This is a genomic window from Marinomonas dokdonensis, assembly GCF_052747885.1.
On sequence record NZ_JBRAND010000001.1, the window covers coordinates 718,624 to 732,092 of the forward strand.

Genomic DNA, 13,469 nt, shown 5'->3' on the forward strand with positions numbered 1-13,469 from the left:
GCATCATGTAATTTATATAGCCGGACATTGTACTCTTTGAGCGTATTCCCCTCAATGGAGATTACGAGAAGAAATGCCCTATCTCATCGGCAGATAAAGATTTCCGTCAAATTCCTATGTTTTTTCACTTAAAAAGATCCATTTCGCCCCTACCTGCGTATGCACTGTATTAGCCGATTGTGGATTATTGAGGAACGAAACCATGCTCACCATTTTTTATGACGGACAATGCCCATTATGCAGTGCCGAGATGAGTCAGCTGAAACGTTACGATCACCAGCATCAGCTGTGCTTAGAAGATTTGCATCAACATGACTTTGCAGAGCGCTACCCTCATATAGACCCAATTGCGGCGAACAAAGTACTGCACGGACAGCTGTCTGATGGGCAACTTGTTACCGGCCTAGATGTCACCTGTTTAGCATGGAAAACCGTCGGTAAACATGCTTGGTTACAAGCCCTACGCTGGCCTTTAGTGCGCCCCTTAAGTGATGCTGCCTATCGATTTTTTGCTCGACACCGCCAAACCATTAGCCAATATTTCAAGCCCGCTAAAGTTTGCAAGGTATGTCACAGCAAACACTGTGATTGGTAATCATCCCCATGGCGAACGCCTTTAACCCAATCACTTGTTTGGTACTCCTATGTCAGCTTATTCATTAGTAATCGGTGCCAGCAGCGCAATTGCTCAGGCCATTATTCAACAAGAACATAAACTTCACCCAGAGCAGCAACTCATTTGTGTCAGCCGTAGTGAGGGTCACTACTCCCAACAAGCTGGGATAATGAATGTCGTCTGCGATTATCGAGAAGGCAGTATTACTCAGTTGTGTGAGCAGCTAAAACCCTATGCAGGTCAATTCGACCGGGTATATATCTGCAATGGCGTGCTGCACGACGAAAAAATGACGCCTGAAAAGAAACTTGAAGAAGTCAATGCAGACCAATTGATGCAGAGTTTTCAGACCAACAGCATTATTCCAATGTTATGGTTAAGCAAATTAATCAAGTTATTAGGCGGTACTAAACCTACTCAAGTAGCGGTATTCAGTGCCAGAGTGGGTAGCATTAGTGATAATCGTATGGGAGGTTGGTACAGCTATCGGGCCTCGAAAGCGGCATTGAATATGCTGATTAAAAATTGCGCCATTGAATACGCCAGAAGAGCCAAAAATGTCAAACTCATCGCTTTCCACCCAGGCACAACTGCAAGCCCTCTTTCGAAGCCATTTCAAACATCTGTACCGGAAAATAAGCTATTTAGTGCAGAGTTTGTCGCTCAACGCCTGCTGATGATTCTGCAACAAGTCCCCATGGACAATCAGGTCAGTTATTTAGATTGGGACTCACAACCCATTGATTGGTAAGCACAAAAAAGGCGCTTTTCAGCGCCTTTCAAACGTTCACCTAGAGCTTAAGGTCTAAGGGCCGTTTTAGGGGATTCCAGCTTAAGCTTTTGGTATTCGGCGATCGTCAACTGCTCTAGCGCAACCGCGACCCAGCCAGCCACCAGCATATCAAACCAAGGCTCAACGCCACTGCATGCGACCACTATGTTGCCATACACAAAAGAGCCATAAAACAACACATCCCCTTCACGTAAGGAAGATGGGTGTAGGGTTTGGTGATTGATGTTTGCCACTGAATCACGCCAAGCTTGTGCGGCCTTGTTTCGTGCTAGGTCATCAAAGGCTACATGCCAGCCGTCTGGGTTACCAAAAGTACACTCGTGAAGAATGGCATCTTCAAAAGAAGATTCCCAAGGCTTCACCTGTGGATTCATAATGACTATGTGCAATTCTGGGCGACAAGTCTTGGTAAAAAGCTGATCAATTGACGGCTTTACCAGATTCACAGCTTCAATTGCTAGAGCTTTGTTGTCCATGTATTTTCCTCTTTGTTATGGTGGTTTTTATTAGGCTAATAAAGGGTCATCTTTGGGTAGCAGTTTCTGAATCCAAATCGCCAACTTATGTTTCATTCCGGGTAAGTCTTCTTTGTCGGCCGGTAAGGCCACAATCAACTTATCCAATACCAAAAGTCGGTAAATGGCTTCCGTCTTTTCATTGGCAGACATAGTGGTTGAAAATCCAGCGTAGCCACGTTTCAGGGCGTAATTTTCTCCAACTTGTATGGCTTTTTTGCTTAGAGCTGCTTCGTTTTTAATTTTTTTCATGTTTCTACCTTCAACAGTCTTTAGCGTTAAGCTAATGATTTAAGACAACATCTTCCCATGACTCTAGCATTTTCACGGCTTTTATTGCTATTAAACATACAAATACTTTCAATCTTTTAGAGGGTGTATAAATTTGGCCCAAACCTAAAGGCCAAGTATGATAGATGGGCTACTAAGGAGAACCCATGTCCAGCGCTTTTCAGCATCGTCACTGTTTCTTACTACAAGGTGATCGTCGACAAATTTTGTCGGATTTTCAAAAACTTAGCCAACACCTTAAACAGCCTTTGATTTGCGCCCATGACGACAGTGATTGGCGAGCCTTAAGTCATGAGGAGCAAGCTGATCCCGCCTATCAATTTAACACCTGCAGCTTCAAGCAAGCCAAACAACAGCTTGGCCTAAGTCATGAAGCAATTTTACTCGACTTAACCTCAGGTCTCTCCATAGAAGCCATCGCTATTTTAGCCGGCACTGTGCGTGCCGGTGGTCTATTTGCTTTAGCGCTCCCAGAGCTGGATTGGTTAGCCACACCCGACCAAGAACTCGCAAGGTACTTACCTTGGCCGCTGGAGCCCGACCAAGTTCACTCTTACTTTAAGGCTTATTTCTGGCAACAGCTCGAAGCCACCGACAGTCCATTTATCCGCTTTGACGACCAGCAACACTCAGCCATAGCGCCCTTACCCGAACTTTTAGAAGATGTTGAACTCACCCAAGCTCAGCAACAGGCACAACAGATTTTTCGGGCGAACCCACAGGGCAATAATATTTTGCTTGCTCCAAGAGGCCGCGGAAAATCCACTTTGTTGGGAGACTGCTTAGCTCAGTTAGTCAATAAAGGTTATAAGGTGGCGTTAACTGCTGCGCATCAACAAGCCATTTTGACCCTTAAACAGCATTACGAGCACCTAAAACCTAACAAGGATTTACCCTTTTATGCGGCTGATGCTTTATTAAGTCAGTCAGAACAATGGGATTATTTGTTCATTGATGAAGCCGCCATGATTCCTGTGCCTATGTTGAAAGCTTTAGCGAATAAAGCTCAGTGCACTCTTTTTAGTACCACGGATTATGGCTATGAAGGCGCAGGCAAAGGCTTTGGCTTGCGTTTTTGTGAGTATTTAGAGGCTCAAGACAAACCCTTAAAGCGTCTGACTTTAACCACTCCAATTCGATGGGGGGAAAATGACCCACTGGAGAACTGGCTAAATCAGCGCCTGTTACTAAGCCCTGATCCGCAAGTTGAAAACACCCTAAACCCTGAGCCCCCCCTTTGTACCGATACTCCTTTACAGACAAGCTTTACCCAGCTTAGAAATCAACAATGGTTGGCTCAAGGTAGTGACTTAAAAGACAGCTTTCAGCTATTGCTCAACGCCCATTACCAAACCTCTCCCGAAAACTTACGCTGGATGCTGGATGATCCCTCTGTACAGGGTTTCACTTTGGCGAAGACTTCTCCCCAGCAGAACACCAGCAAACTTGTTAGCGTTGCGATTCTCACAGAAGAAGGGCCGTTACCAGAACAACTCAGCCAAGCGGTATTAGAAGGCCACAGACGCCCCCGTGGCCACTTACTTCCACAGTCGTTATTGGCACACGAGGGGCATAACACTGCTGCGAATTATCGCTATTGGCGTATCAGTCGTATTGCCACCAATCCGGCCGACCAGCAACAGGGCTATGCTAGCCAGTTGTTAGAGCACATGGAGACGGTAGCCAAACAAGAAGGCATAGATTTCTTAGCCACCAGCTTTGCCGCGACTTTAGATACCGTGAAGTTTTGGCTAAAAAATGGCTTTCAAGCGGTTCGATTGGGCACCACCAAAGATCAGGCCAGCGGCTGTTACTCACTAATGATGGTGAAGCCTCTGAATGCCAGCGTCCAATCACAAGCACAGGTATGGCAGCAAAACTACCTTGCGAACTTAATGATTAACCTCCCCAGAGACTATGAAGGTTTAGAGCCAAGCTTAGCTGCTAGGTTAGGGCTAGAAACACTCACACCACTCCAAAGGGCGAAACTTAGTGGATTTACTAACAAAGATAAGCAAGATTTAGAGCTGTTTGCTTATCATTATCGCCCTTACCTCACGATTCGGGCACAACTGGCCCGCTGCGTTCAGCATGCTATCAGTCAAGGCGCTATAAAGCCTTCTGATCAAGACTGCTTATTGTTGGCATCTGCCCTAAAAAGCCCAGCGAGCAAAACAGACTTTAGTGATTTTAGCCTACATTCAAGAAAACAATTTGAGCAAAGACTGAAAAAAATCGTACAGTATTTAATCACTTGTTAAGTCATTTAAATCACGTCATACCCACCTTAAAAAAATGGGCGGATATCCACCCATCCAGCCTAACTTATTGTGTGTAATCCCCCCATTATCTATCCAAATAAAACACTTAAAGAAACTAAAATCACTCAAAAAAATCAATTAAAACAAATAAAATCAATAGGTTATTAGGATTTACATTTTCTTGGCACAAAATGTGTAAAGAAAGTGTCCAGCTACCCTAAATAGCTTAGCCGTCATGACACATGACTCGGCTGAAAATTAGGCAAACAATAATAATTACTCAGTATTGGAGTTTTATAACAATGAAAAAAATCAGCTTAGCCCTAACATCTCTTGCCCTAGCACTTTCTGCGGGCACCGCCGCTGCCAACTGTGACTCTGGTGAGCGCGTCGTTAAATTCAGCCACGTAACAGGTGGTACAACTCACCCTAAAGTGGTTGCTGCCAATAACTTTGCAGACCGCGTAAACAAAGAGATGAATGGCAAACTTTGTGTTGAAGTTTTCCCTAACTCCACATTGTTTGGTGATTCCAAAGAGCTTGAAGCCTTGCTACTAGGCGATGTTCAACTGCTTGCCCCTTCTTTGTCTAAATTTGGTTCTTACACCGACAAGTACGGCGTCTTTGACCTACCTTTCATCTTTAAAGACATGGACCATGCCATTCGCTTTACCAACACTAAAGAAGGTAAGGCATTATTAACTGAAATGGACGAATACGCAGGTTTCGTTGGTCTAGGTTATTGGATGTCTGGTATGAAGTACTTCTCTGCCAACAAGCCTCTTATGGTTCCTAGCGACGCTGAAGGCCTAAAATTCCGCGTACAAACCTCTGACGTTGCGAAGCAAATGATCTCTGCAATGGGCGCATCACCACAGGCGATGGCGTTCTCTGAAGTATACGGTGCTTTGCAAACAGGCGTTGTAGACGGTCAAGAAAACACTTGGTCTAACATCTACACGAAAAAATTCTACGAAGTTCAAGACAGCGTAACGGAAACCAACCACCAGTTGTTGGCTTACTTGTTCATGACGTCTTCTGAGTTCTTGAGCAGCCTATCTGCAGAAGACCGCGCTCAGTTCGTACAAATTGCCGATGATGTAACGCAACAAGCAAACGAATCTGTCAAAGCAAAAGAAGCTGCGAACCGCGCCAACATTCTGAAAGCCGGTGGCAAGATCAACTCTTTGACTCCAGAACAACGCCAGCAGTGGGTTGATACCATGGCGCCTGTTTGGACTCAGTTCGAAAGCTACATAGGTAAAGACTTAATTAAAGCTGCTGCTGGCGCTTAATTAACTCACTACCCAGCAGCTGGTTGGCCTTTTAGGTCAACCTCTGCGGCCTTTCCTCTCGCACTCACCAAGTAAGTACTTGAAAACGTTAGGTAACGCCGCAGGGCTGCTCTTTATATTGTTAGGTCCATTTGTTTAGGAGACCCCCATGGCATATTGGCCACACTTGTATTTACTATTTTTTATTCTGGTGCTTTGGCTACTAGAAAAACGCTTCCCTAAAGTCATGGAAAGGGCGGAAGAAAACCTCTTAATCATTGTGATTTCCTCCATTATGGCGGTGTCATTTGGACAAGTTATTGCCCGCTATGGTTTCAACACCGGCTGGGACGCTGCTTTAGAATTCAACACTGTGGCATTCTCTTGGTTGATCCTTCTCGGCATGAGCTACGGCATCAAAACCGGCTTACACCTAGGGGTCGATATTGTTCTGAATGCTGTGCCTGCGCGAATCACCAAAGCTCTATCATTGTTTGGCGCCGCGGCAGCCATGCTGTACGGCCTAATTTTGCTCGACTCGACCTGGTTAGCTATGTTGGGCGTAGACGTGCGCGGTGGTGCTATTGAGTATTGGTCGAAAATGTTCAAAATCGGTATTGGCTCCGAAGAGCTTCGCTACCCTGAATTTGTGCAAGAACTGTTTGGTTTACGTCCACGCGTTCACCGCTGGTTAGTCTTGGTGATTCTACCCATCAGTCTAGCTATGTTGTCTTATCGCTCTCTACAAGCCTTTATTGATATTGCTCGCAACAAGCGCGACATGTTGATCAGTGGCCACGAAGCGCAAGACTTGGTTGAAGAAAACAAAAACGCCTTAAAAGACTAACAGCGGAGCTTTATTGTGGAATCTCTTATTTTATTTTCTCTGGTACTCGTGCTGCTGTTTATCGGCTTGCCAGTGGGTATCTGCTTGGGCTTATCGTCCATTCTATTCATCACCTTTTTCTCTCACGACTCTTTGTCGTCGGTGGCGATTTCGCTATTTGGCGCAGGGCAACATTACACCCTGCTAGCAATCCCCTTCTTCATCCTTGCCTCGGCCTATATGTCCACCGGCGGTGTGGCAAAACGTTTAATTAACTTTGCCATTGCCAGTGTTGGACACTTCCGTGGTGGTTTAGCCATGGCGTCGGTTTTGGCATGTATGATGTTTGCCGCCTTATCGGGCTCTTCCCCTGCAACCGTGGTCGCCATTGGTACTATCGCCATTGCCGGTATGCGCCAAGTGGGTTACTCGAAAGAGTTCGCTGCGGGCATCATTGCCAACGCAGGTACATTAGGCATCCTGATTCCGCCTTCTATCGTAATGGTGGTATATGCCGCGTCAGTGGATGTATCGGTAGGACGCATGTTCTTAGCCGGTGTGATCCCAGGTTTGATGGCCGGTGGTATGTTGATGCTTGCCATCTACGTAGTTGCTCGCATTAAGAACCTACCTTCCGAAGAATGGAAAGGTTTTGGCCACCTAGTCCGTGGTGGTAAAGATGCCGGCTGGGGCTTGTTCCTTGTTGTCATCATCATGGGCGGTATTTACGGTGGTGTGTTCACACCAACGGAAGCGGCGGTTGTCGCGGCTGTGTATTCTATTTTCATTGCCCTGTTTATCTACCGTGACATGGGCCCGTTACAAGGTAAAACTTGGACCAATGAGACCGATGCAGACCACGCTCGTATTGGTTTCAACGGTACTGTGTACGGGGTTTCCTTCTTCCTAGTGTGGGAGATCATGTCCTTCTTCGTGTTTGCTGACAGTGAAACCGTTACTGGTGGCGATCGTGCGATTTGGGGCTTGATCATGTCCGTATTGATTGCCCTATTTTATGTTCATAAACGTGCCTCCCACCTAGAACAATCCATGGTCAGTTGTCTTGTTGCAGGCATGCCTATTTGGGGCCGTAACTTGTCATTGATGACACGTAGCTTTTTCCCTGCCTTGTTTGGTGAAGAGTCTCGCAAGGTAATGTTGGACGGTACCAAAACTACCATTATGTTGATGTTCATCATCGCCAACGCTCTGCTTTTCGCTCACACCTTGTCAGCGGAACGTATTCCACAAATGATTACTGAGTGGATGCTGGGCGTTGGCTTTAACTGGTTCACCTTCTTGATTGCGGTAAACATCTTACTGCTCATTGGTGGTCAGTTTATGGAGCCTTCTGGCTTACTGGTTATTGTTGCCCCTGTAGTGTTCCCTATCGCAATGGAATTGGGAGTTGACCCAATCCACCTAGGTATCATCATGGTGGTAAACATGGAAATCGGTATGATCACGCCACCAATTGGTCTCAACTTGTTCGTGACTTCGGGTATTACCGGCATGAGTTTGGCAAAAGTTGTGAAAGCAGCCATGCCATTCGTATTGGTATTAATGGTATTCCTAGTCTTGGTAACCTACATTCCAGCCCTATCTACCGCCTTGCCTTACAGCATTATGGGCCCAGAAATCGTCCAATAAGGACTTTCCCCTAGAGCTAAAGCTAGGTACAAAAAAAGCGCTAATCACTGATTAGCGCTTTTTTTATTGCAAGATAATAGCCGGTTAGCGTGCGAGCCAGCCACCATCGACTGCAATGGTATAACCGTGAATATAGCGCGCCGCTTCCGAAGCTAGGAAAACCACAGGGCCTGCCATATCGTCAGGTGTTCCCCAGCGTCCTGCGGGAATACGTCCAAGTATCTCTGCAGAGCGTTTTTCATCGCTTTGCAAAGCTTTGGTATTGTCTGTGGCCATATAACCCGGGGCAATAGCATTCACATTAATGCCATGTTGCGCCCATTCATTGGCCAGTAAACGTGTCACCCCCATCACTCCGCTCTTAGATGCTGTATAAGATGGCACGCGAATGCCCCCTTGGTAAGACAACATGGAGGCAATATTGATGATGTTGGCAGGTGTGCCTTGCTTAAGCACCTGTTTGGCAAAGCCTTGCGCTAAAAAGAACAAGGACTTGATATTCACATCCATGACATCGTCCCAATCTTGTTCAGTGAAATCGATGGCATCGTTGCGGCGAATAATGCCTGCATTGTTCACCAAGATATCCAATTTACCAAACGCGGCCACCGCAGATTCTATAATCACAGGCACATTGGAAACCTTGCCCATATCGGCAATCACACTATGAAATTGACGACCAGCTTGTTCTACCAACTGCTGGGTTTCTACCGGCTCTCTGCGGTTTACCCCAACAATATCAGCACCAGCATTTGCCAAAGCAAGCGCCATACCTTGACCCAGACCAGTGTTGCAGCCGGTCACTATGGCAACCTTGCCAGTTAAATCAAACATTTGTTGCATCTCTACCCTCTCAAATCACTTGATATGGCGACTACTTGGATAGCACCATGACGCCGTCTAACAATTGCGGACAAGACCACGGATTATCATCTTTAACACTGGTGGGTAATAACTCAGCAGGGAAGTCTTGATAACACACAGGGCGCACAAAGCGATCAATTGCGGCGCTGCCAACTGAAGTTGAACGGCTGTCCGATGTCGCTGGGAAAGGCCCCCCATGTACCATGGCCTGACAAACCTCAACACCAGTAGGGTAACCATTACACAGTAAACGCCCAGCTTTACGTTCAAATACTGGTAGCAAGCTTTGAACCGCAGCAATATCGCCATCATCCATCTGGATAGTAATGGTTAGTTGTCCTTCAATATGCTCGGCAATGGCTCGGTATTCCGCAAGCGTTGCACAGCGAATTACTAAAGAAGTTGAGCCAAAAATTTCATTTTCTAAACGGCTGTCTGCAAGGAAAGTTTTGGCATCGGTGACAAACACATGGGCCTGACATTGATTTTCATGCTCGGTTTTCTGCCCCTTAGCTAATAGACTGACCTTAGGATTTGCTACGAGTGCTTCCACCCCGTGACAATAGGCTTGATAAATGCCAGATGTCAGCATGGTTTGGCTAGTTAATGCCTGTGTGTCTTCGGCTATTTGTGTCAAGAATGACTCAATACCTTCCGCTTCCAAAACCACCACTAAACCTGGATTGGTACAAAACTGCCCTGCTCCCATAGCTAGGGAAGCAACAAAGCCAGATGCCACCTGATTGGCTTGTTTGGCAAGCTTATTTGGCATCACAAACACAGGGTTAATACTGCTCATTTCCGCATAAACAGGAATAGGCTCAGGACGATTTGCCGCAATATTCATTAACGCCACACCGCCGCTACGAGACCCAGTAAAGCCCACCGCTTTAATCGCTGGGTGAGTCACTAAGGCGGTTCCGACACTAATACCAGCATCAAACAGTAGCGAGAAAACGCCTTCTGGCATGGCACACTTCTTCACGGCTTGCTGAATCGCACAACCTACTAACTCAGAAGTACCAGGATGTGCTGCATGGGCTTTTACCACCACAGGACAACCCGCCGCCAACGCCGAGGCCGTATCGCCACCCGCCACGGAAAATGCTAGAGGAAAATTACTCGCGCCAAATACCGCCACAGGCCCTAGTGGGATTTTCTGCATACGCAGGTCTGCCCGTGGCAATGGCGCACGATCAGCCATAGCAGGATCAATGCGCGCATCTAAATAATGTCCTGACCTTAGTACGGAGGCAAACAGTTTAAGCTGACCTACAGTGCGACCACGCTCCCCTTCTATGCGAGCTTGGGGTAAACCTGTTTCCAGCATGGCACGCTGTACTAGAGTATCTCCTAGGGCAAGAATCTCATCGCCAATGCATTCTAAGAACTTAGCTCTTTGTTCATTGGAGCAAGCTCGGTAATCATCAAATGCCTGCCATGCTAGATCAACAACTTGAGCCACTTGTTCTGTATTTGCCCCTAAATATTCAGGTTCCAGTGATTCCGCTGTAAGAGGATTTACCCCTCTGACACCCTGCTGATCACCCGATAAAGAGGATTGACCGATCAGCATTTTTCCTAAAATTTCCATCTTGTGCTCCATTCGCTAGATTCGTTCACTATTACTGAGTTCAAGCATTGGCTTTTATCAGGCTTTGTAATCGTGCTTTTTGTTCTGCGGTTGGCATTGTCAAAGGTGCGCGGACATCTCCCGCTGAGCGTTCAATAAGCTGTGCCCCAGCTTTAATAAGACTCACCGCATAGCCTTTTTTCTCATCACGTAAGCGACAAAAAGGAATAAAGAAATTCTGGATAATGCTGGTAACAGTCTCCCTATCGCCTGCTCGCAAAGCTTTATAAAAGCGATTCGCCATCTCCGGCATAAAATTGAAGACCGCAGAAGAGTAAGTGTTCACTCCGATAGATAAATAAGCCTCGGCAAAAATTTCAGCAGTGGGTACACCACCAATATAAACCAGACGATCACCCACTGTTTTTATCGTATCGTTCAGAGCCGCTATGTTACCCACACCATCTTTTAAAGCGATCAAATTAGGGTTGCGCTCTGCCAATGTTTTAACATTTTCTGCCCCCAAGATGCCATTACCACGGTTATAGTAGATAAACTGAATCGGGCTGCTTTGCATAATTTGCGAGGCGTATTCTAGGATGCCATCTTCTGGACATTCCGTAAGAAATGGCGGCATTAATAACACCCCATCACAACCCGCTTCCTCTGCGGCTTTTACAAACACTTTTGCTTCGCTAACACTGCGCCCTGCGCTGGCAATAACCGGCACTCTGCCAGCCACGGTTTCCACCGCAATTTGGACGATCTGTTTGTATTCTTCCAACCCCAAAGAGAAAAATTCCCCTGTGCCACCCGCTACGAAAACGGCAGAGACATCGTGTTCAATAAACCATTCGATTCTCTGACGATAGGTTTCAGGGCTAAACGCTCCTGTTTCGTCAAAGTCAGAAATAGGAAAAGAAAGTAAGCCATCACTTAGAGAAGCTCGGATTTGCTGTGTTGAGAGAGTCATATAATTGTCCTTATTTTTATTAATACAACGATGAGCGAAGCCTTCAGTAAATGACTGTATGGCTTCGAACTGAGTGCTAGAAACGCCTTATTTTTTACTTGTCTTCAAAGTGTCCTGCGGTGGCAAAAACACCCCCTTGATAGAGTAAAAACGGATCATCGGCATCCCGTGGCGGATCATTTGCCAACACTTCTTCGGCAAAGTCTTCTGCGTGACCGCTCGGCAACCAGCCGATAAATTTAGCATGGCGGTTGTCCCACCAAGAATGCGCGTTATCCGAAGCACCATAGATGACAGTGCAGCCTAAACGGTTGATGACAAATACTTTTTTGATAAGGTCCGCAAAGTCCCCTTCGCTTAACCAAGTAGATAACATACGACGGTCTAAAGGTTTGGGTAAGCAGCTACCAATGCGCACGAGTGCCGATTCGATGCCAAATTTATCCCAGTAATAACTGGCCATAAGTTCACCATAGCCCTTGGAAACACCATACAAGCTGTCTGGTCGCATTGGGCTATTGGCATCAAGATGCGTTTCTCTGGAATGAAAGCCCACCACATGGTTTGAGCTAGCAAACAGAATGCGTTTTACGCCATGTTGGCGAGCCGCCTCGTAAATGTGGTAAACGCCTTTTAAATTGCCATTCATAATATTTTCGAAGGTGTCTTCGACTGACACACCGCCAAGATGGATGATGCCATCGCAACCCTTTACTAGAGACAGAACGGATTCTAAGTCTGCTAGATCGCATTGTTGAAAAGACTCACCTTCAGCCAAGTCATCAATCGTCACAATATCGGATAGCAGCAACTCGTCTGCCCAACCGGCAAGCGCCTTGCGCATTGCCTTACCTAGGTTGCCCGCAGCACCTGTTAACAAAATACGTTTCATTAAATTTCCCCTATCGCAAAAAGTCTGCTTATTTTTTGACACTGTTTTTATCATACTAAAACTGACCTTAGCAACAGTCATACTATGAATAATTTGTTTTAAACCATTAAATAGCTATAATACACGCAAGTCATACTATGTTTGATAGTGTGGTTGAATGTTTCCTCTATACTGTATTTTTTGACTAATTCATGAGCAATATCAATGGCATCGAACAACAAGACCAAAGTTAGCTTACCGCAACAAACCGTGATCAAAGTAAAACAATACATTCAAGATCACGAGTTGACTCCAGGTGATAAGCTGCCCACCGAACCTAACCTAATGAAGGTCCTAGGGGTGAGTCGTACCGTGTTACGTGAAGCCATTACCATTCTCAAAACCGAGGGCTTAGTTGAAGCCAAGCAAGGCGTGGGCGTTTTTGTCAGCCAGCCTGCGCAAGCACTGCCTGAGTTATTGATCAACAATCCCAAAACCCTTACCGACACCATAGATTCTCTTGAGCTAAGAGCCGCCGTCGAAGTACAAGCGGTCGCTTTGGCGATTCAGCGTGGTAGCACAGCGCAACAAGCGGAAATATACCGTTGTTATGATGCGTATGAGAAAAAGTGCCAACAGGGTGAAAATGCCGAGCAGGAGGATTTTGACTTTCACCTTGCGATCGCCAAGGCCACTAACAATCAACACTTTGTGAATTTCTTAACGGTACTGGGCAAACAGACCATCCCTAGAGCAAGATTGCGCGAACAAGCAGGCCTTGCCAGAGACCCCGACATGGAAAAAAGCCTGAGTAATGAACACCGAGCCATTTTGCAAGCCATTGAAGAGCAAGACGTACAAGGGGCTCAGCAGGCCATGGCGACCCACCTATCCAATGGTTGCCAAAGGTATCGTCGCTTAATGCGAGACATTGAAAGAAGTAAACCGCAAACAGAGTAACC

General features: G+C 46.2%; 13 protein-coding genes. 7 read left to right on the top strand and 6 right to left on the bottom strand.

What is annotated here, in order from left to right; translation table 11 throughout:
• Positions 1-202: 202 nt before the first annotated feature.
• Entirely contained in the window at positions 203-595 is a 393-nt protein-coding gene (locus ACUM5Y_RS03380; RefSeq protein WP_445975438.1) for a thiol-disulfide oxidoreductase DCC family protein, read from the top strand.
• A gap of 49 nt (positions 596-644) precedes the next feature.
• Positions 645-1,367 (top strand): SDR family NAD(P)-dependent oxidoreductase, encoded by a 723-nt coding sequence (locus ACUM5Y_RS03385; protein ID WP_445975439.1) that lies wholly within the window; start codon positions 645-647, stop codon positions 1,365-1,367.
• Between the two features lie 47 nt (positions 1,368-1,414).
• Here ACUM5Y_RS03385 and ACUM5Y_RS03390 read toward each other — a convergent pair whose 3' ends face one another.
• The gene (locus ACUM5Y_RS03390; protein WP_445975440.1) at positions 1,415-1,885 is read right to left on the bottom strand and encodes a hypothetical protein; all 471 of its coding nucleotides are present in this window, start codon (positions 1,883-1,885) and stop codon (positions 1,415-1,417) included.
• A 30-nt stretch (positions 1,886-1,915) separates the two neighbouring features.
• Complete coding sequence (locus tag ACUM5Y_RS03395; RefSeq protein ID WP_445975441.1) at positions 1,916-2,176, bottom strand: DUF5062 family protein; 261 nt, start codon at positions 2,174-2,176, stop codon at positions 1,916-1,918.
• Between the two features lie 185 nt (positions 2,177-2,361).
• Between ACUM5Y_RS03395 and ACUM5Y_RS03400 the strand changes: the two genes are divergently transcribed.
• The 4 genes from ACUM5Y_RS03400 to ACUM5Y_RS03415 all read left to right on the top strand — a co-directional run bounded on the left by ACUM5Y_RS03400 (position 2,362) and on the right by ACUM5Y_RS03415 (position 8,226).
• Positions 2,362-4,476, top strand: coding sequence for a GNAT family N-acetyltransferase (locus ACUM5Y_RS03400; protein ID WP_445975442.1), 2,115 nt, complete (start codon positions 2,362-2,364; stop codon positions 4,474-4,476).
• A gap of 302 nt (positions 4,477-4,778) precedes the next feature.
• The gene (locus ACUM5Y_RS03405; protein WP_445975443.1) at positions 4,779-5,771 is read left to right on the top strand and encodes a TRAP transporter substrate-binding protein; all 993 of its coding nucleotides are present in this window, start codon (positions 4,779-4,781) and stop codon (positions 5,769-5,771) included.
• A 148-nt stretch (positions 5,772-5,919) separates the two neighbouring features.
• Complete coding sequence (locus ACUM5Y_RS03410; RefSeq protein WP_445975444.1) at positions 5,920-6,597, top strand: TRAP transporter small permease; 678 nt, start codon at positions 5,920-5,922, stop codon at positions 6,595-6,597.
• A 15-nt stretch (positions 6,598-6,612) separates the two neighbouring features.
• The gene (locus ACUM5Y_RS03415) at positions 6,613-8,226 is read left to right on the top strand and encodes a TRAP transporter large permease (protein WP_445975445.1); all 1,614 of its coding nucleotides are present in this window, start codon (positions 6,613-6,615) and stop codon (positions 8,224-8,226) included.
• Positions 8,227-8,310: 84 nt separating this feature from the next.
• Here ACUM5Y_RS03415 and kduD read toward each other — a convergent pair whose 3' ends face one another.
• The 4 genes from kduD to ACUM5Y_RS03435 form a co-directional block, all read right to left on the bottom strand.
• The gene (gene kduD, locus ACUM5Y_RS03420; RefSeq protein WP_445975446.1) at positions 8,311-9,069 is read right to left on the bottom strand and encodes a 2-dehydro-3-deoxy-D-gluconate 5-dehydrogenase KduD; all 759 of its coding nucleotides are present in this window, start codon (positions 9,067-9,069) and stop codon (positions 8,311-8,313) included.
• A 31-nt stretch (positions 9,070-9,100) separates the two neighbouring features.
• On the bottom strand, positions 9,101-10,684 hold the full coding sequence (locus tag ACUM5Y_RS03425; protein ID WP_445975447.1) for an aldehyde dehydrogenase (NADP(+)): 1,584 nt from the start codon (positions 10,682-10,684) through the stop codon (positions 9,101-9,103).
• 40 nt (positions 10,685-10,724) lie between these two features.
• Complete coding sequence (locus ACUM5Y_RS03430) at positions 10,725-11,636, bottom strand: 5-dehydro-4-deoxyglucarate dehydratase (protein ID WP_445975448.1); 912 nt, start codon at positions 11,634-11,636, stop codon at positions 10,725-10,727.
• 94 nt (positions 11,637-11,730) lie between these two features.
• Positions 11,731-12,528 carry an NAD-dependent epimerase/dehydratase family protein gene (locus ACUM5Y_RS03435; RefSeq protein ID WP_445975449.1) on the bottom strand — a complete coding sequence of 266 codons (798 nt, stop codon included), beginning with the start codon at positions 12,526-12,528 and terminating at the stop codon, positions 11,731-11,733.
• A 204-nt stretch (positions 12,529-12,732) separates the two neighbouring features.
• On the opposite strand from ACUM5Y_RS03435, the gene ACUM5Y_RS03440 reads away from it, so the two are divergent.
• Positions 12,733-13,467, top strand: coding sequence for a FadR/GntR family transcriptional regulator (locus tag ACUM5Y_RS03440; protein ID WP_445975450.1), 735 nt, complete (start codon positions 12,733-12,735; stop codon positions 13,465-13,467).
• Positions 13,468-13,469: the final 2 nt, after the last annotated feature.

Excerpts from the sequence above, each read along its gene's own strand:
- ACUM5Y_RS03380 (WP_445975438.1), top strand. The coding sequence starts at position 203 with ATGCTCACCATTTTTTATGACGGACAATGCCCATTATGCAGTGCCGAG.
- ACUM5Y_RS03410 (WP_445975444.1), top strand. The coding sequence starts at position 5,920 with ATGGCATATTGGCCACACTTGTATTTACTATTTTTTATTCTGGTGCTT.
- ACUM5Y_RS03395 (WP_445975441.1), bottom strand. The coding sequence starts at position 2,176 with ATGAAAAAAATTAAAAACGAAGCAGCTCTAAGCAAAAAAGCCATACAA.
- ACUM5Y_RS03435 (WP_445975449.1), bottom strand. The coding sequence starts at position 12,528 with ATGAAACGTATTTTGTTAACAGGTGCTGCGGGCAACCTAGGTAAGGCA.
- ACUM5Y_RS03440 (WP_445975450.1), top strand. The coding sequence starts at position 12,733 with ATGGCATCGAACAACAAGACCAAAGTTAGCTTACCGCAACAAACCGTG.
- ACUM5Y_RS03430 (WP_445975448.1), bottom strand. The coding sequence starts at position 11,636 with ATGACTCTCTCAACACAGCAAATCCGAGCTTCTCTAAGTGATGGCTTA.
- ACUM5Y_RS03405 (WP_445975443.1), top strand. The coding sequence starts at position 4,779 with ATGAAAAAAATCAGCTTAGCCCTAACATCTCTTGCCCTAGCACTTTCT.
- kduD (WP_445975446.1), bottom strand. The coding sequence starts at position 9,069 with ATGCAACAAATGTTTGATTTAACTGGCAAGGTTGCCATAGTGACCGGC.
- ACUM5Y_RS03390 (WP_445975440.1), bottom strand. The coding sequence starts at position 1,885 with ATGGACAACAAAGCTCTAGCAATTGAAGCTGTGAATCTGGTAAAGCCG.
- ACUM5Y_RS03425 (WP_445975447.1), bottom strand. The coding sequence starts at position 10,684 with ATGGAAATTTTAGGAAAAATGCTGATCGGTCAATCCTCTTTATCGGGT.
- ACUM5Y_RS03385 (WP_445975439.1), top strand. The coding sequence starts at position 645 with ATGTCAGCTTATTCATTAGTAATCGGTGCCAGCAGCGCAATTGCTCAG.
- ACUM5Y_RS03400 (WP_445975442.1), top strand. The coding sequence starts at position 2,362 with ATGTCCAGCGCTTTTCAGCATCGTCACTGTTTCTTACTACAAGGTGAT.